This is a genomic window from Streptomyces jeddahensis, from assembly GCF_001642995.1.
Lineage (GTDB): Bacteria > Actinomycetota > Actinomycetes > Streptomycetales > Streptomycetaceae > Streptomyces > Streptomyces jeddahensis.
The window spans coordinates 35,864-56,606 of sequence record NZ_LOHS01000067.1; the positions used below are offsets into that span (position 1 = coordinate 35,864).

The 20,743-nt window shown below is 69.0% G+C and carries 16 protein-coding genes and 4 pseudogenes; 5 read left to right on the plus strand and 15 right to left on the minus strand.

From position 1 onward, the window contains the following. The first annotated feature begins 58 nt into the window (after positions 1-58). Complete coding sequence (locus tag STSP_RS11550; protein WP_107441264.1) at positions 59-457, plus strand: winged helix-turn-helix transcriptional regulator; 399 nt, start codon at positions 59-61, stop codon at positions 455-457. 154 nt (positions 458-611) lie between these two features. Here the strand turns inward: STSP_RS11550 and STSP_RS11555 are convergent. The 11 genes and pseudogenes from STSP_RS11555 to STSP_RS11600 all read right to left on the minus strand — a co-directional run bounded on the left by STSP_RS11555 (position 612) and on the right by STSP_RS11600 (position 14,030). Continuing rightward, positions 612-1,542 (minus strand): annotated as a pseudogene (locus STSP_RS11555) (aldo/keto reductase). A 15-nt stretch (positions 1,543-1,557) separates the two neighbouring features. Further along, on the minus strand, positions 1,558-2,199 hold the full coding sequence (locus STSP_RS11560) for a cation:proton antiporter domain-containing protein (RefSeq protein ID WP_232789601.1): 642 nt from the start codon (positions 2,197-2,199) through the stop codon (positions 1,558-1,560). 82 nt (positions 2,200-2,281) lie between these two features. Beyond that, positions 2,282-2,377: pseudogene (locus STSP_RS41160) on the minus strand (serine hydrolase); the annotation flags it as partial. Positions 2,378-2,508: 131 nt separating this feature from the next. Continuing rightward, positions 2,509-3,231, minus strand: a complete 723-nt coding sequence (araD, locus tag STSP_RS11565) for an L-ribulose-5-phosphate 4-epimerase AraD (RefSeq protein ID WP_067275680.1) — start codon at positions 3,229-3,231, stop codon at positions 2,509-2,511. Between the two features lie 14 nt (positions 3,232-3,245). Beyond that, the gene (araA, locus tag STSP_RS11570) at positions 3,246-4,763 is read right to left on the minus strand and encodes an L-arabinose isomerase (RefSeq protein WP_067275681.1); all 1,518 of its coding nucleotides are present in this window, start codon (positions 4,761-4,763) and stop codon (positions 3,246-3,248) included. 23 nt (positions 4,764-4,786) lie between these two features. After that, entirely contained in the window at positions 4,787-6,439 is a 1,653-nt protein-coding gene (gene araB / locus STSP_RS11575) for a ribulokinase (protein ID WP_067275684.1), read from the minus strand. Between the two features lie 503 nt (positions 6,440-6,942). Then, positions 6,943-8,988 (minus strand): RICIN domain-containing protein, encoded by a 2,046-nt coding sequence (locus STSP_RS11580; protein ID WP_067275686.1) that lies wholly within the window; start codon positions 8,986-8,988, stop codon positions 6,943-6,945. Positions 8,989-9,092: 104 nt separating this feature from the next. Then, a complete protein-coding gene (gene arfA, locus STSP_RS11585; RefSeq protein WP_067275689.1) occupies positions 9,093-10,613 on the minus strand; it encodes an arabinosylfuranosidase ArfA in 1,521 nt (506 codons plus the stop codon). 62 nt (positions 10,614-10,675) lie between these two features. After that, complete coding sequence (locus STSP_RS11590) at positions 10,676-11,581, minus strand: carbohydrate ABC transporter permease (protein WP_067275692.1); 906 nt, start codon at positions 11,579-11,581, stop codon at positions 10,676-10,678. Further along, a complete protein-coding gene (locus tag STSP_RS11595) occupies positions 11,578-12,573 on the minus strand; it encodes a carbohydrate ABC transporter permease (RefSeq protein WP_078067088.1) in 996 nt (331 codons plus the stop codon). Before STSP_RS11595 ends, STSP_RS11590 begins: the two co-directional genes overlap by 4 nt. 101 nt (positions 12,574-12,674) lie before the next feature. After that, positions 12,675-14,030: an ABC transporter substrate-binding protein gene (locus STSP_RS11600; protein ID WP_067275695.1), complete on the minus strand. Its 1,356-nt coding sequence runs from the start codon at positions 14,028-14,030 to the stop codon at positions 12,675-12,677. Between the two features lie 597 nt (positions 14,031-14,627). Here STSP_RS11600 and STSP_RS11605 point away from each other — a divergent pair. Then, positions 14,628-15,662 carry a LacI family DNA-binding transcriptional regulator gene (locus STSP_RS11605; RefSeq protein ID WP_067275696.1) on the plus strand — a complete coding sequence of 345 codons (1,035 nt, stop codon included), beginning with the start codon at positions 14,628-14,630 and terminating at the stop codon, positions 15,660-15,662. 81 nt (positions 15,663-15,743) lie between these two features. Here STSP_RS11605 and STSP_RS38335 read toward each other — a convergent pair. Together STSP_RS38335 and STSP_RS39125 are read right to left on the minus strand one after the other, a co-directional pair. Then, positions 15,744-15,851 (minus strand): annotated as a pseudogene (locus STSP_RS38335) (IS5 family transposase); the annotation flags it as partial. 145 nt (positions 15,852-15,996) lie between these two features. Next, positions 15,997-16,227, minus strand: coding sequence for a hypothetical protein (locus tag STSP_RS39125; RefSeq protein WP_157902823.1), 231 nt, complete (start codon positions 16,225-16,227; stop codon positions 15,997-15,999). Positions 16,228-16,349: 122 nt separating this feature from the next. On the opposite strand from STSP_RS39125, the gene STSP_RS36925 reads away from it, so the two are divergent. From STSP_RS36925 to STSP_RS40965, 3 genes and pseudogenes are all read left to right on the plus strand, one after another. Further along, positions 16,350-16,730: a VOC family protein gene (locus STSP_RS36925; protein ID WP_078067089.1), complete on the plus strand. Its 381-nt coding sequence runs from the start codon at positions 16,350-16,352 to the stop codon at positions 16,728-16,730. A 124-nt stretch (positions 16,731-16,854) separates the two neighbouring features. Further along, a pseudogene (locus STSP_RS40960) lies at positions 16,855-17,163 on the plus strand (ParA family protein); the annotation flags it as partial. A 77-nt stretch (positions 17,164-17,240) separates the two neighbouring features. Then, on the plus strand, positions 17,241-17,627 hold the full coding sequence (locus STSP_RS40965; protein ID WP_332835362.1) for a ParA family protein: 387 nt from the start codon (positions 17,241-17,243) through the stop codon (positions 17,625-17,627). Positions 17,628-18,216: 589 nt separating this feature from the next. Here the strand turns inward: STSP_RS40965 and STSP_RS11620 are convergent. Further along, positions 18,217-19,539 (minus strand): hypothetical protein, encoded by a 1,323-nt coding sequence (locus STSP_RS11620; RefSeq protein ID WP_067275700.1) that lies wholly within the window; start codon positions 19,537-19,539, stop codon positions 18,217-18,219. Positions 19,540-19,978: 439 nt separating this feature from the next. Further along, entirely contained in the window at positions 19,979-20,662 is a 684-nt protein-coding gene (locus tag STSP_RS11630) for a hypothetical protein (protein ID WP_067275704.1), read from the minus strand. Positions 20,663-20,743: the final 81 nt, after the last annotated feature.

Genomic DNA, 20,743 nt, shown 5'->3' on the forward strand with positions numbered 1-20,743 from the left:
AGTATGGAAGTCGATACAAAAGGCACATCGGTGTGTGTGCCGGAGAGGAATGTGCGTCATGGAGGTCACGGGCAGTTCGGGCGGCGCGGCGGCGGTGGGGCCCTGCGCTGCCATCCCCGCCGAGCACATGGCTTTCATCCGGACGGTCCTCGACCGCGTCGGGGACAAGTGGAGCCTGCTGGTCATCGCGGTCGTGGAGTCCGGCCCGCTGCGCTACACCGACCTGCAGCGCCAAGTCCCCGGAATTTCCCAGCGGATGCTCACCCTCACGCTGCGCCAGCTCCAGGAGGACGGGCTGATCACCCGCACCGCATACGCGGAGGTTCCGCCGCGGGTCGAGTACGCCCTCACCCCGCTGGGTCGCGGCCTCCACGAGATCGTGACGTCCCTGATCGGCTGGGCCGCCGACCACCACGACGAGATCCGCGAGCACCGAGCCCGCGCCACTGCAGCCTGAAGACGCACTGGGTGAGGGAAGGCAAACAGGCAGCCGGCCCACCGGCTTGCTCACCCGGGCCGTGCCCGTGCCATGGGGGCACTGGGCATCGTCGTACGTGGGTCGCTTGCCCGTGCCGGATGGCGCGGGCAAGCGAGGGGGACGGGTGCGGGGATCAGCCCTGGCTTCCGCCGATGCCGCCTTCGGGGGCGACCTCGGCGATGCGGGCGAGGTCCACCGCGGTCAGCGTGAGGTCGGCCGCGGCGACGTTCTCCGCGACGCGGTCGAGGTTGCGCGAGCCGGGGATGGGGATGATGTAGTCCTTCTTCGCGAGCAGCCACGCCAGCGCCAACTGCGACAGCGTGGCGCCCTTGCTCTCGGCGAACTTGGCCAGCTCGGCGACGATGGCGGCGTTGGCGTCGAAGTTCTCCGGCTTCCACCAGGCCAGCTGCCGGCGGAAGTCATCCGGGGCATAGTGGTCGATGGACTTGACGCCGCCGCTGAGGAAGCCGCGTGCGATCGGCGAGTAGGCGACGAACCCGATGCCGAGTTCCTCCAGAACCGGGAAGAGGGACTCGGTGTCGAGGGCGAAGATCGAGTACTGGTTCTGCAGCGCCGAGATCGGGTGCACTGCGTGGGCCCTGCGGATGGTGTCCTCGTCGGCGTTGGACAGGCCGAGGTATTTGACCTTGCCGGCGTCGACGAACTCCTTCATCGTGCCGACCACGTCTTCGATGGGGACGTTCGGGTCGGGCATGTGCTGGTAGAGCAGGTCGATCGTGTCGGTGTTCAGGTTGCGCAGGCTATCGTCGACCACCTCGCGGATGTGTTCCGGCCGCGAGTCCGTCCCCCAGGTCTGGGTGAAACCGAACTTGGTCGCGATCGTCACCTCGTCGCGGATCGGTGCAAGTGCGTGGCCGAGCAGCTTCTCGCCCGCCGTACAGCTCGGCGGTGTCGAAGTGGGTGACGCCGAGTTCGTGGGCGCGGCGGATCGCGGCGATCGACTCGGTGTCGTCCGAGGGGCCGTAGGCGAAGGCGGTGCCCATCGCGCCGTAGCCGATGGCCGATACGGTCAGGCCCTGGGTGCCCAGTGTCCTGGTCTGCATGAGGTACTCGCTTGATCAAATCAAACTGTTCGTGCTGAACCGCATCAGCGCGGCGACGGCAAGGGTCAGGCCGAGGACCCTGAGCAGGAGTTGTTCGGCGTCGGGGTGGGCGAGCACCCGGCCGAGGTGATGGCCCCACCGGTAGGAAGCGGTGAAGGCGGCGAACATCGCGGCCAGAGTGATGAGGACGCCGAGGGTGGCCTGCCACCAGGGGCCGCCGGCAGCGAGGAGCGAAAGCAGGGGCAGATAGGCGGCCATGGCGAAGTCCTCCATGACCAGCACGGACAGGATGGCCGGTGTCTCCCGGTTGCCCAATCGGCCCAGATCGGCCAGACGCCGGGCGACGATGCCGGAGGAGGAGATGTAGGTGGTCCCGGCCAGGGCCAGGATGCCAATGCCGTCCAGGCCGAGGAGCCATCCCGCCACCGCGCCCGGCACGGCGTTCAGCACCAGATCGACCAGTGCGGAGGGCACGTGCCAGCGCAGGCTGGCGGTGATCTCGGGGAGGGAGAACTCAAGGCCGAGAGTGAGCAGCAGCACTACGCCGATGGCCGCCCCGGTCTCGACAAAGTCACTGGCCGCGGGGACGGGCGCGATGCCTCCTTCGCCGATGGCCAGGCCGGCGCCGTGTGTCCAGCCGCTGTGCCCGGTTCCCACTGCGGGGCCTGACGGGCCTGTGCGGGGAGCTGTGCGGTGGCGGCCGGCCAGTTGTGGAACTCCTCGACCGGGCCGTCCCGGTCGGGCAGGCCCGCGGGTGCGCGAGCAGATGTCGTACCAGTGCCTTCTCCTTGCCCGCCGCGGCGAACTCCGGCCAGTACCGGGCGCCCGGTGCGTCAGCCGTGCGTGCTCTCCAACCCGGGTCACCCGGCTTGGCTCGACCGAATTCGGTGCGGCCGGGGGACGCCGGGTTCGAGTGCCTCTGCTGCATCGCGCGGGCGTGCCGGTGACGGGGCATCGGGCGGGCCGTCAGGGCATCACCGGACCCGGATTGCCGTAGTAGGCGTCAGGGCCGTGCTTGCGGGTGTAGTGGCGCTCCAGCAGGTGCCGAGGCGGCGGGGTCGTCGGAGACAGGGACATGGTGTGGAGGGCGATGTCGGCGACGGCCTCGCAGATGATCGCGTGTTCCAGGGACTTGCGGGCGTCTGAGCCCCAGGTGAACGGGCCGTGGCCGGCGACGAGGGCGGCGGGGACCTCGACGGCCTTTTCGTCTTGGCCGTCGAGGAGGTCCACTATGACGTGGCCGGTGTTGTACTCGTAGTCCTTCGCGCACTCCTCCTTGGTGAGGTCACGGGTGACGGGCACGGGGCCGTTGAAGGTGTCGGCGTGGGTGGTGCCGAGGACGGGGATGTCGCGGCGGGCCTGAGCGAAGGCGACGGCGTGAGTGGAGTGGGTGTGGGTGATCCCGCCGATGGAGGGGAACGCGAGGTACAGACAGCGGTGGGTCTCGGTGTCGGTCGAGGGGCGCAGGTCGCCGTCGACGACGGCGCCGTCATGCAGACGTACCGTCACCAGGTGGTCAAGGGTGAGGTCCGCATAGGGGACCCCGGAGGGCTTGATGACGAACACCCCTGCGTCGCGGTCGACTCCGCTGACGTTACCCCAGGTCAGGGTGGCCAGGCCGACCTGAGGGATGGCGAGGTTCGCCTGCAGTACCTCCTGGCGCAGGCTCTCTGGGACAGCTGTGGTCATGGTCCCTTCCCCTCTCACAGCGCCTGGGCGAGGCGGTGGTAGGCGGCGTTCCAGCGGATTTCCTTGGCGAGTTGTTCGGTGCTGGTGTGCTCGTCGATGGTCAGCAGCTCGACGCCCGTCATGGCGGCGAAGTCGGTGAGCGTCTCGGTGTCGACGGCGGAGCTGAGCACGGTGTGGTGCGGGGCACCGGCGAGCAGCCAGCTCTCGGCCGACTCCGCCAGCGAGGGGCGCGGCTTCCACACCGCCCTGGCCACCGGCAGATGGGGCAGCGGCTGGCTCGGGGCCATGACGTCCACGGCGTTCGCGGTCAGCCGGAAGCGGTCCCCGAGGTCGGAGAGGCCGACGACGACGGCGGGCCCCTCGGCGGCGTCGAAGACCAGGCGGACCGGGTCCTCCCGGCCGCCGATGGACAGGGGGTGGATCTCGCAGCGGGGGCGGTCGGCCGCCACCGAGGGGCAGACCTCCAGCATGTGGGCGCCGAGGACGCGCGGGGTGCCCGGGCCGAGGTGATAGGTGTAGTCCTCCATGAACGTGGTGCCGCCGGGGCGTCCGGCCCCCATGACCTTCATCGTGCGCAGCAGGGCGGAGGTCTTCCAGTCGCCCTCGCCGCCGAAGCCGAACCCGTCGGCCATCAGGCGCTGCACGGCGATGCCGGGCAGCTGGCGCAGTCCGCCGAGGTCCTCGAAGTTGGTGGTGAAGGCGGTGAAGCCGCCCTCGTTGAGGAAGCCGCGCAGGCCCAGCTCCAGACGGGCCGCGTACAGCAGCGAGTCGTGGCGGATGCCGCCCGGACGCAGGGCGGGGACCATGTCGTACGACTCGACGTACTCGGTGGCGAGTTCGGCGGCCGCCTTGTCCTCGACCGCGTCGACCACGGCCACCAGGTCGTTGACGCCGTAGGTGTTCACGGAGAAGCCGAACCGCAGTTGCGCCTCGACCTTGTCGCCCTCGGTGACGGCGACGTCGCGCATGTTGTCGCCGAAGCGGGCCAGGCGCAGGGTGCGTGCCGTGTGACGGCCGGCGGCGGCCCGCGTCCAGGCAGCGACACGCCCCACGACCCGCGGGTCCGTGGCGTGGCCGGCGACGATCTTGCGGTTGACGCCGACGCGGGCCTCGATGTGGGCGAACTCGCGGTCGCCGTGGGCGGCCTGGTTGAGGTTCATGAAGTGCATGTCGATGCTCGACCAGGGCAGCGACAGGTTGTACTGCGTGTGCAGGTGCAGTACAGGCCGCTCGAGGGCGCTCAGTCCGGCGATCCACATCTTGGCCGGGGAGAAGGTGTGCATCCAGACGATCACGCCGACGCAGGTGTCGGAGGCGGTGGCCTCCAGGCACAGGCGGCGGATCGACTCGGCGTCGGTGAGGACCGGCTTGAACACGATCCGCAAGGGGATCTCGCTCGCCGCGTCGAGGCGTTCGGCGATCTGCCGGGACTGGTGGTCGACCTGGGCCAGGGTCTCCTCGCCGTACAGGCTCTGACTGCCGGTGAGGAACCAGACCTCGTGGCTGTCGTAGGGCTGCGGTTGTGTCGTCATGGCGGTTCCTTTCACAAAGTGGCTCAGGCGGAGGCTTCGGCGCGGATGCGGCGCAGGCGGTGCATGACGTCGTTGGCGCCGCGGCCGAAGTAGTCGTGCAGCACCCGGTACTCCGCGTACAGGCGCTCGTAGGCCGCCGCACGCTCGGCGTCGGGCAGGTAGGCCCGGCGCTGGACCTTGCCCATGGCGTGGGCGGCGGCGCGGATGCCGGGGTAGGCCCCGGCGGCGACGGCGGCGTGCATGGCGGCGCCGAGGGCCGGGCCCTGGGTGGAGCCGATGAGGCTGAGCGGGCGGCGGGTGACGTCCGCGTAGATCTGCATCAGCAGTGCGTTCCTCGTCAGGCCGCCCGCGATGATCAGTTCCTGCACCGGTACGGCGGCGGCCTCGAAGGCGTCGATGATGGTGCGGGTGCCGAAGGCGGTGGCCTCCAGCAGGGCGCGGTAGACGTCCTCGGGGCGGGTGGACAGGGTCTGGCCGATGAGCAGGCCGCTGAGGTCGTGGTCGACCAGCACCGAGCGGTTGCCGCTGTGCCAGTCCAGGGCCAGGAGTCCGTGCTCACCGACCTTCTGTTCGGCGGCGAGGGCGGTCAGATACTCGTGCGGGCTCTGGCCCGCGGCCGCGGCCTTCTCGGCGTACTCAGCGGGGAAGCCGGTGCGTACGCACCAGGCGAAGATGTCGCCGACACCGCTCTGGCCGGCTTCGTAACCCCACAGTCCCGGCAGGATGCCGCCGTCGACGACACCGCACATGCCCGGCACCGAGGCCTGCTGGTCGGAGCTCATCACATGGCAGGTGGAGGTCCCCATGATGGCGACCATCTGACCCGGTTCGACCGCCGTCGCCGCCGGGGCCGTGACATGGGCGTCGACGTTTCCGACGCAGACCGCGATGCCCTCCGGCAGCCCCGTCCAGGCCGCGGCCTCGGCCGTCAACCGCCCTGCCGCATCGCCGAGTTGTCCGATCGGCTGGTCCAGCTTGTCGGTGACGAACCCGGCGAAGTCCGGGTGCAGGGCGGCCAGGTACTCGGGCGACGGGTAGGCCCCGTCCTGGTACTGCCCCTTGTAGCCGGCGGTGCAGGCGTTGCGGACGTACGTGCCGCACAGCCGCCACACGATCCAGTCGGCCGCCTCCAGCCACCGCTCGGTGCGGTGGTAGATCTCCGGGTCCTCCTCCAGGACCTGCAGGGCCTTGGCGAACTCCCACTCCGAGGAGATCTTCCCGCCGTACCGCTCCAGCCACGGCTCCTTGCGTTCGGCGGCCAGCGCGTTGATCCGGTCGGCCTGGCCCTGGGCGGCGTGGTGGCGCCACAGCTTGACGTAGGCGTGCGGGCGGGCGGTGTACTTGGGGAGTTCACACAGGGGGGTGCCGTCGGCGAGGACCGGCAGGACCGTGCAGGCGGTGAAGTCGGTGCCGATGCCGATGACCTGTCCGGCCGGGACACCGGCGCGGGCCAGGGCCTCGGGTACGGCGTTGCGCAGCACGTCGATGTAGTCCGAGGGGACCTGCAGGGCCCAGTCGGGGGGCAGCCGGGTGCCGTCGGGCAGGGTGCGGTCGAGGACGGCGTGGGTGTAGGCGTGCTCCGCCGACGCGAGTTCCGCGCCGTCCCGGACGCGGACGACGACGGCACGGCCGGACAGGGTTCCGAAGTCGACGCCGACAACACAGGGTTCTTCCATCACGGCGGCCCTTCTTCTTTCACGTGCGGATCGTTCGATATGTCGATCGATATTCGAATTAGCGGACGGTAAGGCGTTGCCAACTGCTGGCCGGGGAATGTGCACGAGGACGGTTTAACTCGATGGTGTGATGGTCGACTTCCGGGCTTGCGGCGTCCTGGTCTGTTCGGGCTACGGTGATCATGCGATCTGGGATGCCGGGTAAGGCGTCAGCGTGCGGGGCCCCCGCTCCACCGGAGTGATGGTTCGGGGCCTCCCCGTCGCCTCTGGCCGTACCCATCTGGCCAGGTCGTGAGGGAACTGGCCTCCCGGGATCGGACCACGGACAGGATCTGTGTCGCTGCCCCGGGGTCGAGTACGCCGGGGACGAGTGCGCCCAAGACCGTTCGGGCGTGCGGCTGAGCGGACTCACTCCTGCTCAGTCCACAGGAACGGTTTGTGTACGTCTTTGAGAGGGAGCGGGGCCCGGCCGGCAACCGGGCCCCGGTGGCTGAAGGAACCGGTCAGTTGACCCGGACGATCTGCCAGAGTTCGTCGTCGGCACCGGTGTCCGCCGACTGGACGATCAGCGCGCCGTTGGCGGTGGAGGCCGAGGCGACGTCCGCCACCAGGCCGCTGCCGACGTTGACGAGCTTGAAGTAGCCGTTGCCCGCGTCCGTGAGCGTCCACTTCTGGGAGCTCGCGGTCGAGGACGAGTTCTGGACGACGGCCGCGCCGGCCGAGGTCGAACCGTTGCTGTCGAGGAACAGACCGCTGTTGACGTTCTTCACGGTCCACGCCCCGCCGCCCTGCGACTGGAACGTCCACAGCTGGCAGTTGTTGGCGGTGTTCACCCACTGGCCGGCCTGCTTGCCCACGGTGGTGGAGGCGCCGGGGATCTCCAGGAACTTGCCGCTGTTCTTGTTGACCAGGCGGTACTGGCCGGTGGCCAGGTCGGGCAGGGCGGTCTGGGTGAGGTTCCAGCGCTGGCAGGCGCAGCCGGTGGGGCCCCACTGCCCGGCGATGGTGCCGACCGTGGTGGACGCGCTGGGGATCTCCAGCAGCTTGCCGCTGATCCGGTTGACGGCGGTGAAGCCGCCCGCCGGGTCGGGTGCCACGGCCCACTCGTGGTCGAGGGTGCCGTTGTCGTCCCACTGCAGGACCTTGGCGCCGTTGGCCGTGGACTGGTTCTCCACGCCCAGCAGCTTGCCGCTCGCCACGTTGAAGATCTTGAAGTAGCCGGACGTCTGCTGGACGAACTTCCACTTCTGGTCGCCGGCGTTGTCGGCGTTCTGCTGGGTGGCGTAGGTGCCGTTGGTGGTGGAGCCGCCCGCGATGGTCAGCATCAGGTGGCTGTTGGCGTTCGACGCGGTGTAGGTCGCGCCGTCCGAGATGCCGCCGCCCAGGTCGATCGTACCGTAGGTGACCGGGTTCAGGCCCGTGCTGGTCAGGTGGCCGCCGCTGAGGACCAGCAGGCTGTGGCCGTCGGCCAGCGGAACCATGCCGCGGCTGTAGCCGCCGGGGACGGTGGAGGCGATGCGCGTCCAGGTGTTCGCGGCGCCGTTCTGCGTGTTGAGGAACAGGTCGTCGCTGCTGTTGGCGCTGACTACGAGGGTGCCGTTGGCGCCGCCGGTGGGCAGCCACGTGATGTACGGGGAGCTCTTGGGCTGGGTGCCGTCGGTGGCCTTCAGGGGGATGCCGGTCGCGGAGCCGAACGCCTCCGGGTCGGAGGAGATCTTGTAGTACACGGCGAAGCCGCCCTCGGGAGCGCCCCAGAACTCGTACGTCATCACGTAGTTGCCGTTGGGCAGCTTGGCGACGACGGGCATGCCCGGACGGTCGCTGTACGTCGACGTCGCGACGTCGTTCACCACGGAACCCCAGTTCACGCCGTCCGTGGAGACCTGGTGCACGATCTTCTGGCCGTTGTTGGGGTCACGCTGGTCGGAGTAGTACACGATCAGCTTGGAGCCGGACACCATCAGGAACGGCTCCCAGACGGGGGTCTGGCCGTTGGTGGGGTCAGCCTTGCCGCCCGTGGCGATGGAGCTGACGTACGACCAGCTGGTGCCGTGGTCGGTGCTGGCGTACAGGTCCAGCTCGGTCGAGGACAGGTCGCTGGGGATGGAGTTGCCGGCGGCGAGAATCGTGCCCGCCGGGAAGTTGCCGATCTGCGTGGGCAGTTCGTACAGGAACGGCTGGTAGCGCATGCCGAAGCCGTTGTGCGTGTCGCTGATGCTGGAGATCTGCGTCCAGCTGTTGCCGTTGTCCGTGCTGCGGTAGATCGGGAAGACGGGGGTCCCCGAGCTGTACTGCTCGAACGTGGCCAGCAGGGTGCCGTTGGACGAACCGCTGTACTGCAGGCGCACGGCGCGCGGGTAGAGCGAGCCGGGGGACGGGGCGGTCGACGGCGGGGTGTACATCGTCTGCGAGGCGCGCGATATCGCGTGCGCCTGGCCGGAGGCGGGCAGGACGAGGGCGACGGCGGCTGCGAGCAGGGCCAGCAGCAGGGTGATCGCCTGGGGTTTGGGTACGGCGCGGAGTCTGGCGCCTTCCCTGGTGGTGGGCATGGGCGGCTCCCAAGGAATGTCCGGGACGAGGGGGTGGTGCGGGGCCCGCCGCTCCCGGGGGAGAAAAAAGGGGGTGGGGAGCGGTGGGTGTCCGAGGGGGTGTGTCAGCCGGCGTGGCGCAGCCGGATGACGTTCCAGGAGACGGGCGGCAGGCTCTCGGTGAGCCGTCCGTCGGTGACGAAACCGGTGCCGGCCTCGCGCGGGCGGACCCGGCCGGGGTTGTCCTGGGTGTTGGTGGCGCGGATGTCGGTGTCATTCAGCACCGAGTGCTCCACCGGCGTGTAACCGGGGAACGCCCGCAGGTCGAGGGCGAGTTCGACGTCCTCGCTCTGGTGCCGGTTGACGGCGAAGACGGTGAGCTCGTCAGCCCCGTCCGCGCCGGCGATGTGCGTGGCGACGGCGTCGACGACGGGGACCTCGCCGAACCGCTTCGTGTCGTACACCGGCGCGACCGGCTCCACCCGCAGGACGGTGCCGCGGGCGTGGCGGGCGGCCTGGGCGAAGGGGTGGAAGGTGGTCTGGCGCCAGCTCGGGCCGCCGGGTTCGCTGCGGATGGGGGCGATGACGTTGACGAGCTGGGCCAGGGAGGCAGCGGTGACCCGGTCGGCGTGCCGCAGCAGGCTGATCAGCAGCCCGCCGACGACGACGGCGTCGGCGACGTTGTACTCGTCCTCGATGACCCGGGGGGCGACGGCCCAGTCGGTGGGCTTCTCCTGCGACTCGAAACGGGTGTTGTACCAGACGTTCCACTCGTCGAAGGAGAGGTTGATCCGCTTCTTCCGGCGGAGCTTGGCCCGTACGTGGTCGGCCGTGGCGACCACGGACTCGACGAAGTGGTCCATGTCGACCCCGGAGGCCAGGAAGCTGCCGAGGTCGCCGTCGAGCTCCTCGTAGTAGGCGTGACAGGAGATGTAGTCGACCTGGTCGTAGGCGTGCTCCAGGACGGTCGCCTCCCAGGAACCGAAGGTCGGCATCGAGGAGCTGGAGCTGCCGCAGGCCACCAGCTCCAGCCTGGGGTCGATCATGCGCATGGCGCGGGCGGTCTCGGCGGCCAGGCGGCCGTACTCGGCGGCGGTCTTGTGCCCGGTCTGCCAGGGGCCGTCCATCTCGTTGCCCAGGCACCACATGCGGATGCCGAAGGGCTCCTTGGTGCCGTTGGCCCCCCGCCGGTCGGACAGCGCGGTGCCCTCGGGATGGTTGCAGTACTCCAGCAGGTCCAGGGCCTCCGCGACACCACGCGTGCCGAGGTTGACGGCCATCATGGGCTCGACGCCGGCCTTCTCGGCCCAGCGGTGGAACTCGTGCAGACCGAAGGCGTTGGTCTCCGTGCTGTGCCAGGCGAGGTCGAGGCGGGTGGGACGCTGCTCCACCGGGCCGACGCTGTCCTCCCAGCGGAAGCCAGAGACGAAGTTGCCGCCCGGGTAGCGCACGGTGGTCACGCCCAGCTCGCGCACCAGGTCCAGGACGTCACGGCGCAGGCCGTCCTCGTCGGCCAGCGGATGGCCGGGCTCGTAGATGCCGGTGTAGACGCAGCGGCCCATGTGCTCGACGAAGGAGCCGAAGGTACGGGGACTCACGTCGGCGACGCGGAAGGCGGGGTCGACGGTCAGGGAGGCGTGCAGCATGAAGGTCGCTCCGGAAGGTACGCGAGAAGAGGAGGAAGGCAGGGGCTACGTGAGGCTTCCGGCTACTTGAGGCTTCCGACGGTCAGACCGCCGCGCCAGTACCGCTGCAGGAGGAGGAAGGCCACGATCAGTGGGAGGATCGCCACGAGAGAACCCGCGATGACGAGGGTGAACAGCGCGTTGGCGCCGGACTGGATCAGCGCACCCTGGTACCAGGACTGCAGGCCGACGGTGAGCGGGAACAGCTTGTCGTTGTTCAGCATCACCAGTGGCAGGAAGAAGTTGTTCCAGGTGCCGACCATGGAGAACAGCAGCACGGTCACCAGTGCGGGCTTCAGCGTCGGCAGCGCCACGTTGAACAGCACCCGCATCTCTCCGGCGCCGTCCACGCGGGCGGCCTCCAGCAGCTCGTCCGGCAGGGACTCCTGCACGTACACCCGCACCAGGTAGACACCGAACGGGTTGAGCAGCGAGGGCAGGATGACCGCCCACATGGTGTTGGTCAGCGCCACCTTGCTCAGCAGCAGATAGGTCGGGATGGCCAGCGCGGTCGCGGGCACCATGATGGCGCCGAGGAGGCTGGAGAAGAGCAGGTTGCGGCCGGGGAAGCGGTACTTGGCGAAGGCGTAGCCGGCGAAGGTGGCCACGGCGGTGGCGCCGACGCCGCTGATGCCCGCGTAGATCGCGGTGTTGCCCATCCAGCGCAGGTACTCGCCACCGTTGTAGGTGAACAGTTGCTGGAGGTTGTCGAAGAACGAGCCCGGCGAGTGGAACCACAGGGCCGCGGTCGAGAACAGCGCGTCGTTGTTCTTCGTGGCCGCGACGACCAGCCACCAGAAGGGCATCAGGAAGTAAAGGATCATCGCCACCATCACCGCGTTGACGGTGACGCGCCCTCGGGCGGAGGACTTGACGCGGGGCGCCCGGTCGGTGGTGACGGCGGGAACGGGGGCAGCGGCGGTCGTCACTTCAGTCCGCTCCTTTTACGCGTGGCGAACAGGAAGAGGTAGGAGCCGATGAAGACCACCGCTCCGAGCGAGAAGGAGATGGCGGCGGAGTAGTTGAACTCCGAGTACTGGAAGGCCAGGTTGTAGGCGTACAGGTTCGGCGTGTAGTCCGGGGTGATCACCGAGGAGGCGGTCGGCTCGAGCACGCGGGGCTCGGTGAAGAACTGCAGCGTGCCGATGATGGTGAACATCAGGGTCAGCACGATCGCCGAGGAGATCATCGGGACCTTGATGCGCAGGGCCGTCTGGAGCTGCCCGGCGCCGTCCAGCTTGGCCGCCTCGTACACCTCGCGGGGCAGGCCCTGGAGGGCGGCGTACAGGACGATCATGTTGTAGCCGGTCCACTGCCAGGTCACGATGTTGCCCAGCGACGTCAGCATCAGGCTGTGACCCAGCAGGTCGACCTTCCCCAGGCCGAGCGCGTCGGTCAGGGAGTTCACCGGGCCGAAGGTGGGGCTGTACAGGAAGCCCCACATCAGGGCGCCGATCACCGCGGGCACGGCATACGGCATGAACAGCGTCATCCTGAAGACCTTGGCGAGGCGGCTGGTGACCTCGTCGATGATCAGCGCCCCGAGCAGGGCGAGCCCCAGCATCACCGGGATCTGCACCAGGCCGAAGACCACCACGCGGCGCACGCCGGACAGGAAGTGCGGGTCGGTGAAGGTCTGCTTGTAGTTGGCGAACCAGCTGAAGTGGTCACCGCCGACCAAGGTCGAGGTCCGCAGACTCAGCCAGAAGGCGTACGCCAGCGGAGCCACCAGGAAGGCCGCGAAGAGCAGGCCGAACGGGGTGACCAGCAGCAGGCCCATGGCCTTGTGGCGGGTGCGGGCGGACAGCCCTGCGGTGCGGCGGCCCGTCTTGCGGCCGGCGGCGTAGGTGCCGGCGACCTTCTCGACGGATGGGCTCGGGGGTACGGCCGCCGCGGGTCCCTGCTGTCTGAGCAGGCTCATCACTTCTCCTTGCGCGTCTTGCGGGCCCCCGGCCGGTGGCGGGCGTACGACGCCTGGGGCGCCGCCGGCGGGGGCAATGGGGAGTCGGGGACTCGGGCCGGTTACTTGCTGACCTTGAATCCCTGCTTGGCCGCGTAGGAGGTCACCTGGTCCTGGACGTTGTCGTTCACGGACGACCAGGCGGTCTGGCCCTGGAGAGCCTTGCCCACCTCACTGGTGTCGGTGTTGTAGGCGAAGTCCTGGAATGGGCTCCAGTCGAAGCCGCCGATGCCGTTCGCGGCGGGCACGAACACCTTGTTGATCTGCTGGCCGCCGAAGAAGTCGTACTTCTTGTCGCGGAAGTACGAGCCGTTGAGGATCGGGTTGGACAGCGGGAAGAGGTAGGCCTGGTCTATGCCGATCTTCCAGGCGGCCTCGGAGGTGCCGAAGAGCTCGCGGGCGACCTGGGTGGCCTCCTTGGGGTGCTTGGTCTGCGTGGTCACCGCGAAGCTCGAACCGCCCCAGTCGCCCTGGGCGTTGCCGCCGGCCGTCCACTGCGGCAGCGGGGCCACCCGCCACTTGCCCGCGGTCTTCTTGGCGACGCTGGAGAGATAACCCGGACCCCAGCCGGCCGCGATGTAGGTGGCGTACTTACCGCTGCTGAGACCGTTGTAGAAGTCCGTGGTCGCGTACGACTGGGTGTCGACCAGCTTGTTCTTGACCAGGTCGCCCCAATAGTCGTAGACCTTCTTGGCGCCCGCGTCGTTGAGCTTGACCCCGATGTCCGGCAGCTTGCTCGCCGCGTAGGTGTAGGGGCGGGAACCGGCCTGCCACATCAGGCCCTGACGCCAGCCGGCCGCCGTCTCATCGCTGCCGAAGTCGGTCATGTACGCCTTCGGGTCGGCCTTGTGCAGCTTGGCCGCCTCCTCCTTGAACTCCGCCCACGTCGTGGGGACCTTCAGCTTGTACTTCTTGAACAGGTCCGCCCGGTACATCATCGCCATCGGGCCGCCGTCGACCGGGATGGCATAGACGTGGTCACCGTCGGAGACCTGCTTCCAGGCCCAGTCCACGTACTTGTCCTTGTCGGCGTTGGCGCCGTACTTGCCCATGTCCAGCAGGCCCTTGGAGAGCTGGATGGTCGGCAGCTCCTGGAACTCCAGCATGACGACGTCCGGGGCGCCCTGGCCGGCCTTCAGCGCGGTCTTCAGCTTGGTGTACTCGTCCTGACCGACGCCCGCCTGCACCCAGTCGACCTGGACGTCCTTGTGCGTCTTGTTGAACTCGGCCACGACCTGCTTGAACTGCGGGTACCAGGCCCACACCTTGATGTGCACCGGCCCTTTGCTCGCGGCACCGCTCCCGCTGTCGCTTCCGCCGCCGCAGGCCGCGAGGAGCACGCCGGCGAGGGTGGCGGAGGTCGCCGCGACCGCTGTCCGGCGGACGGAACGAAGCTTGGGCCTTCTGTTGGAGGACATGAGAAATCTCCTGGGTGTGGTGCCCGACCCGCAAGGCCAGGAACGAGGGAGGTAGGGGAGGTAGGGGGAGGTACGGAGGTGTGCCGGACGCGCGGAGGTCCGGCGAGGAAGGGCTGAGAGCACAGATGCGCACCGGCTCCGGTGAGGGCGGTCGCTTCAGGCGCGGGCGCTCAGGTGTGCTGCCCGCCGACAGATCCTGGCGGGCGGACGTCGGTCGACGCGGGAGGGTGGGGCGTGCGTGACGTCGGTGAGAGTGAGAGACAGACAGCTCTGCGATCAGCGCGCGGGCGCGCTCAGACCACGAAGGGTAAAGAGTGATGCACTGTCAGGACGGGTGCGGCTCCCGGCCCGTGAGAGCTTACGGTTCCCACTGCGGCTCCTACTGGTCATCCCCGTGAGCACTCTCGGGGATCCGGTCCGCGACGCGGTGACGTCACGGTCCCTGAGGTACGTGATCCGCTGGATCAGACCCCTTCTGCTACGCTTTGCAGCGCTGCAAAAGTGTTAACCGAGAAGTTGCCGCGCTGCAAGAGGCGCAGGAGCCTTCTTGGGGGAAAATTTCAGCGCTGAAACCGACATCCGGGATGAAGGTGGCATATGGCAAAGGGCGTCACACTTCGCGACGTCGCGGCGCTCGCCGGCGTCTCCAGCCGCACCGTGTCCAACGTGGTCAACGGCTACGCGCCGGTCTCCGAGGCCACCCGTGCCCGGGTGCAGCGGGCCGTGGACGAGCTGGGCTACCGGCCCAACGTGCTGGCCCGCAACCTCGCCGCCGGACGCTCGGGCCAGATCGCCGTGGTCGTGCCGTACCTGGACACGCCGTACTTCGCCGAGCTGCTGCAGGGCATCATCCGCGCGGCCCGGGTGCAGGGCTACAACGTCCTGATCGACCAGACCGACGGGGACGCGGAGCACGAGAAGCTGTTCCTCAGCCGGGGCTCACAGCATCTGCTGTTCGACGGCGTGATCTTCAGCCCGCTGGGCCTGGCCCAGTCCGACCTGAGCGAGCGCGACCCGAGCCTGCCGCTCGTCGTGCTCGGCGAGCGGGTGAGCGACGGCAGCTTCGACCACGTCGGCATCGACGACGTCATCGCATCCCTGGAGGCCACCGAGCATCTGCTCGGCCTCGGCCGGCGCCGCGTCGCCGCCATCGGCGACCAGCCGTACCGCACCGGCGAGGCGGCCCAGCTGCGCACTCGCGGCTACCGGCTGGCCCACGAGCGGGCCGGCATACCCGTCCGCGAGGAACTCGTCATCTCCACCCCGCGCTTCAACCGATCCGACGGCGCGAGAGCCATGGCCCACCTGCTCGACCTCGAGGAACCGCCCGACGCGGTCTTCTGCTACAGCGACCTCGTGGCTCTGGGCGCCCTGCACACCCTGGCGGAACGCGGGCTGCGCGTCCCGGAGGACGTCGCCGTCGTCGGCTATGACGACATCGAGGACGGCCGCTACTCCAATCCGCCCGTCACGACGGTCTCCCCGGACAAGAAGGTGATCGCCGAGACGGCGGTGGAGCGCCTCCTCAAGCGGATCGGTAGCCCGACCTCCGTCCCCGGAAGGGAGATCCGGGCCCCGCACCGGTTGATCCCGCGGGCGAGCACCATCGGGCGGGAACGGCGGGGGCCGTGAACACCGAAGTGGCGCACCATGGGTGACCGTTTACAGATCGTTTTCTCCCGTTGCTTCACCCCGAAACAGCGTTTGATCCTGCTATGCCGGGTCGCGCCAGGAGATGGTGGCCTTGCCGGTGAGGCGTCGGGCCATGAGGTCGGTCATGGCGAGGTGGATGATGGCTTCGGAGCGGGCTGGGACGGTTTCGCAGAGGGGCCGAGACACACCGGGCACTCCGCCTCTCGCCTGCCGCAGCACGACCACCCGCTGCCAAGGGCCGCTGACGCCTCCGGCGTGACCTGCACCGCCCCGAGCAGAACACCGCCTCCGCCGCCATCGTCACCGCAGCGCATCACCATACGCCCGGCAGTACCGCCGGGCCGGCCCGCCAGCCGCGCGCAGTGAGCACGCGGGAGGCGAACACACCCAGCACGCGGGCCAGATCAGCGGGGTGCAGCTGGGCCGCGTCGCGCCCACGCGCGCGTGTCCAGTGCGTCCCGATCGCCTGCTGCGCGCACTGCCGCCGGCCGCCCTGCGCCGGGCGGCAGACCCGCGGCCACGGCCCGAGCCCGCGCTGGGTCAACTTCCGCTTGGTCTTGGCGAGTTGTGCGCATCTGACCGAGCAATGCCGGGAGGCTCTGGCGTCGTCAGCTCCGCACGCATCTATACGATGATTCCGCAACGTCTGATGGAAGGTCACCGTACATGCACAGAAGTCGAACATACGCTGCCATAATCGACACACCCGAAGCCGAGGCTGCCCAGGCAGCGAACTTCTGGTCAGCGGCTCTCGGTGTCGATGCTCAACCGTTTCCACCGGCACCACAGTTCACCACCCTCCATCAGGCTCTGCCAGGACTCATCACTGCCATCCAAGCGGTCAACGACGCACCTCGTATCCACCTGGACATCGAGACTGACGACGTCGAGGCGGAAACCGCGCGCTTGATCGCCCTGGGCGCGGAGCAGATTTCGCGGTGGCAGGAGTGCCACGTGCTACGAGTACCTGGCGGGCACCTGATCTGTGTACTACCCGTGGAGAGCGATCCCGAAGTCTTCCAAGCGGGGGCCACCGTCTGGCCGTGACGACGCAGCTATGGCTATGCAGATCTTGGAACGTGCGGGTCGACCAGGTTTCCCGCCGGGAGGATCTTCCGGTTGCGCACATGAAGGCCGAGCCCGTCCAGTTCAACTCGGCTGCACCGTGTGATTGCCTCGCGCACGTGTACGGCAATGCGGACACCCGCTCGCTGAAGCCGGCAGCAGGGTCCTTCTGATCGACTTCGACCCGCAGGGGCTCCTGACACGGCAGCTCGGGTACGCCATGTTCGAGATCGACGATCCGAGCCTGGCCAAGTACATGCTGGGCGAGGCCAAGGGACATATCCGCGAGCTGCTCGTCCCGATAGAGGAAGGCGGCTTCGGCGGCAGGCTGTTCCTGCTACCTGCATGTAAGGACGCCTTCCTCCTGGACGCCAAGCTCGCCCCCAGCCGCAACATCCGGATCAAGGAGACCGCGTTGGAGAAGGCCCTCGAGCCGCTCGCGAAGGACTTCGACTACATCGTCGTCGACTGCCCCCGAGCCTGGGCTTCTCCATGGACACCGCCCTGTTCTACGGCCGCACCCGTGACGGGGAGGAGAAGGAGTCTTCCGGCATCGTCATCCCGGTGCTGGCGGAGGACTCCTCCGCGGACGCCGACGACATGCTGTACGAACAGATCCAGGACCTGTCCGAGGACATGGACATCGAGATCGCCAAGCTCGGCTTCGTCGTCAACATGTACGACAGCCGCAAGGGCTACATCGCCACCTCTTCCCTCGACAGTTGGAAGCAGATCGGCGACCCGCCGGTGGTGGCGATCATGCCCGAGCTCAAGGAACAGCGCGAGGCGGTACGACTGAAGCAACCGCTGCTGACCTATGCACCGGACTGCGAGCAGTCCGAGGTCATGCGCACGATCGCCCGGAGGATCAGCGGATGAGCGTCGCCGACCGACTCGGTACTGTTCCTCCTTCGGCAATGTGCCCCCGTGGCCGTAGCGCCCGGGGCCGGGCCAAGGCCGTCGCCCAGGGCGACGTGCCCGCCTACGAACTCGTGCGGCTTCACCTGGACGAGGTCTCCCCCACTCCCCTCAAGTGGCTCGGGTGCGCCGTTGTTGTCCGCGGACAACACACCGGCAGCCTCGCGGCGAGCAGAGCGCGGGAAGCCGGCCGCGGAGCCCGTCTTGTCCGCGGACAACAACTCGAGCACGTCACAGCACTCCTCTACACCCGGCGCTCCTCCAAGCGACGTGACGGACGACGTGTTGTCCGCGGACAACAACCCCCGACCGCCTGCCCGGTCGAACGGCCCAGCAGACTCCGTGTTGTCCGCGGACAACAGCCTCCGATCGAGTACTGCGAGATGAGCACCCGCGGAGCACCGCCAGCTGCTGCTCGTCATGAGCCAACAGGGACTTCGTGGCCCAGTACTTCCGACCTGAAGCATCGGATGGCGCCACGGCTCCAGCAGCGCACAGGAGCACCGGCAAGCCATTGACCATGCGCACGAGGTACAGCGGCGTCCCTGACCTACTCGGCGCACGCCGACCGGATCTCCTCCAGCAGCTCTGGGTAGTGCTCGCCGTACGTGTTCACCGCGTGCCACACCGCGTCCAGTGCCGCCATGAGCCGGTCGGGCTCGGCGGCGGCGAGCACGGCGGGAAGAGCGAAGTACGGCTGTGAGATCTGCTCGGGGCCGCGCGGATTGCCGGAGGCGTGCACCACCACGGCGGCGCCGTGCCCCACGCCTTCGGTCGGTGTCGCGCTCTGGCCGGCGGGAACCGTCGGTACGAGCGCGCCCAGTGCCCGGCCGAGGCCCGGCCGCCTTGGCCCGTCACCTCCCGACTCCGCGGCCGGGACCCACGTCCACCCGGCCGCCGCCGGGGGCCTAGGCGGGCGGTATGGCGGTCGCTCGGGAGGTATCGCCTCGAGCACCGACCGCCTCGGCACGCGTGGGTCGGAGCGCAGGGTCTCCCACAGCCGGGCCGTGTCGTCGAACGGCGGCGGCAGCGGACGTTTCTGCATCAACGCGGTGAGCGCCTGGGTGACCCACGGAACGTCGGTCAGGCCCGCGGCCTCGCAGGCCCGCCGGGCGGCCAGCGACGCTACCGCACGCTGGACCTCGGGACCCGCGGCGTCGAGGGCGTGCACCAGGTCGCTGTCGAAGCGGAGCAGACCGCGGACATTGCCGCCGACACCGCGCAACCTCTCGCTCGGCAGCCGTCCGCCCCACTCCCACTGCTCGCGGTGCAGTCGCCGCTCCTCGGCGGCCTGCTCCTCCGCCTGGCGGGCCAGGCGTTCGGTCTCGGCGCGCTGCTCTGGTGTGGGTGGTGGCGGAAGTCCGCGCGCGTAGCGGTGCCAGTACGCGGCGATCCGCGAGGTCTGGCGGACCACACGGTCCGGGCGAGGCGGCGCGGACCAGAACTGCAGGAGGTAGCTGTCCGCCTGTGGCTCCCCGGCCACTCTGGTGTCCAGCTCCCGTCCCTCGTCCATCCCCCGGGCGCAGTACCGCACCCGGTAGTCGGTCCGGGCAAGATCGAGGTTCCACGCGGCCTCGCCCGCCCATTGCACCAAACTGGTGCGTTCCGACACCGGGCGGAAGGACACTTCCACCACGTCCTCCCAGACCGGGTCTAGCGGAGGTGCCTCGTCGTGGACCTCCACGATGAAGCCGACGTTGCCCGTGTGCAATCCGGTGATCAGCCAGAGCACACCCGGGACCGCGGCCCCGCACAGCCCCCCGCTCTGGCCTGCGAACGCCTCGGGAAGATCCGGGTTCGCACTGTCCGGATCGCTCTCGACGTAGATCTGACCGTAGTGAACGTGCACCTCGCCTGTGACCGGCCTGCGCACGGCACCCTCCCTTCCTAGCCGACGGCCTTGGGGACCTTCTGTTGGACGGGCCGTCACATGCCCCGCATCATGCCGCAGGCCACTGCCAGCAGGTCCAACGACAGCGGTGCCCGGCACCCCGCGCGGGCAGGCTCCCGGCACGGGTGACGGTCGAGGATGTGATGGCGGAACCCAGTTGTGACACGTAGGCCGCCACGCTGCTCCATCTGGGGTGCCGGGCCCGCTCTGCGCTTCGGCTGAGCCTTGCCCTGCGTATCGGCATGCACGGTGGTCACAGAGAAAGGGACATGATGGCTCGTCGCAACGCGACACGCAGCAGGGACTCGGTCCTGCTGTAAGGCGACACGACCTGCGAGGGACACGGTCTCTGCCGACACAAGGGGGAGGGCGATGCCGTCGTCGCCCTCGCTGGTCGCAATCTCGTAGAGGGCCGTGGCAGTCACGCGGTGGTCACCTCTTCGATGGCGGCCGCCAGGAGCTCGACAGCGTCGGTCTCGTACGGGTCGCTGTAGCTCTCGTGGTCGCTGACCTCGAACGGCGCGCTCTTCGCGGTGACCGTGAACCCAGGGATGACGGTGGCCGCCTTTCCTGCCACCTCGGTGTTGAGGCGATCGGCGTCGTGGCCGGCGAGCCAGGTCTGGGTGTACGGGCCGAGGCGGAGCAGGGTGTAGCCGGTGTTGTCCTGTCGGCGGGCTTCGACGTGGACGGCGTAGTTCGCTGGCGGCATGCCGACGTCGGTCGGGAGGTTCAGGCCCGCTGCGGCGTGGGTGAGGACCGCGTAGGCCGGGTTCCAGACGCCGATGATCGTGCTCGTCTCGCAGCGCAGCCAGCCCTTGCTGGGGTAGCCGAGGCTGTGGCCGTGGAGGTAGGCCGCGGCGTGCGGGGTGTCGGGGTGGACCAGGGCGACGGCGATGAAGTCGGGTCCGTGGTCGTCGCCCGGGCGTGTGTGGGCGCGCTCGATGAACGGGCCGACCCGGACGGCGATGTCCTGGCATCCGCCGGGCGTCCAGAACTCCGTGTCGCGCAGGGCAGCGAGCAGCGCGCGGAACTGTTCGACGGCGACCTGGTCCTCGGAGGTGAGGCCTCCGGACGCGTGGCCGCAGCGGCGGAAGAGACGCTTCATCGGGTGGCCTCCTGCTTGGCGGTGGGGCCGGCGGTGCCGTTGCCGGGTGTCTTGAGCACGCGCGGCAGATGGCGGTGAAGG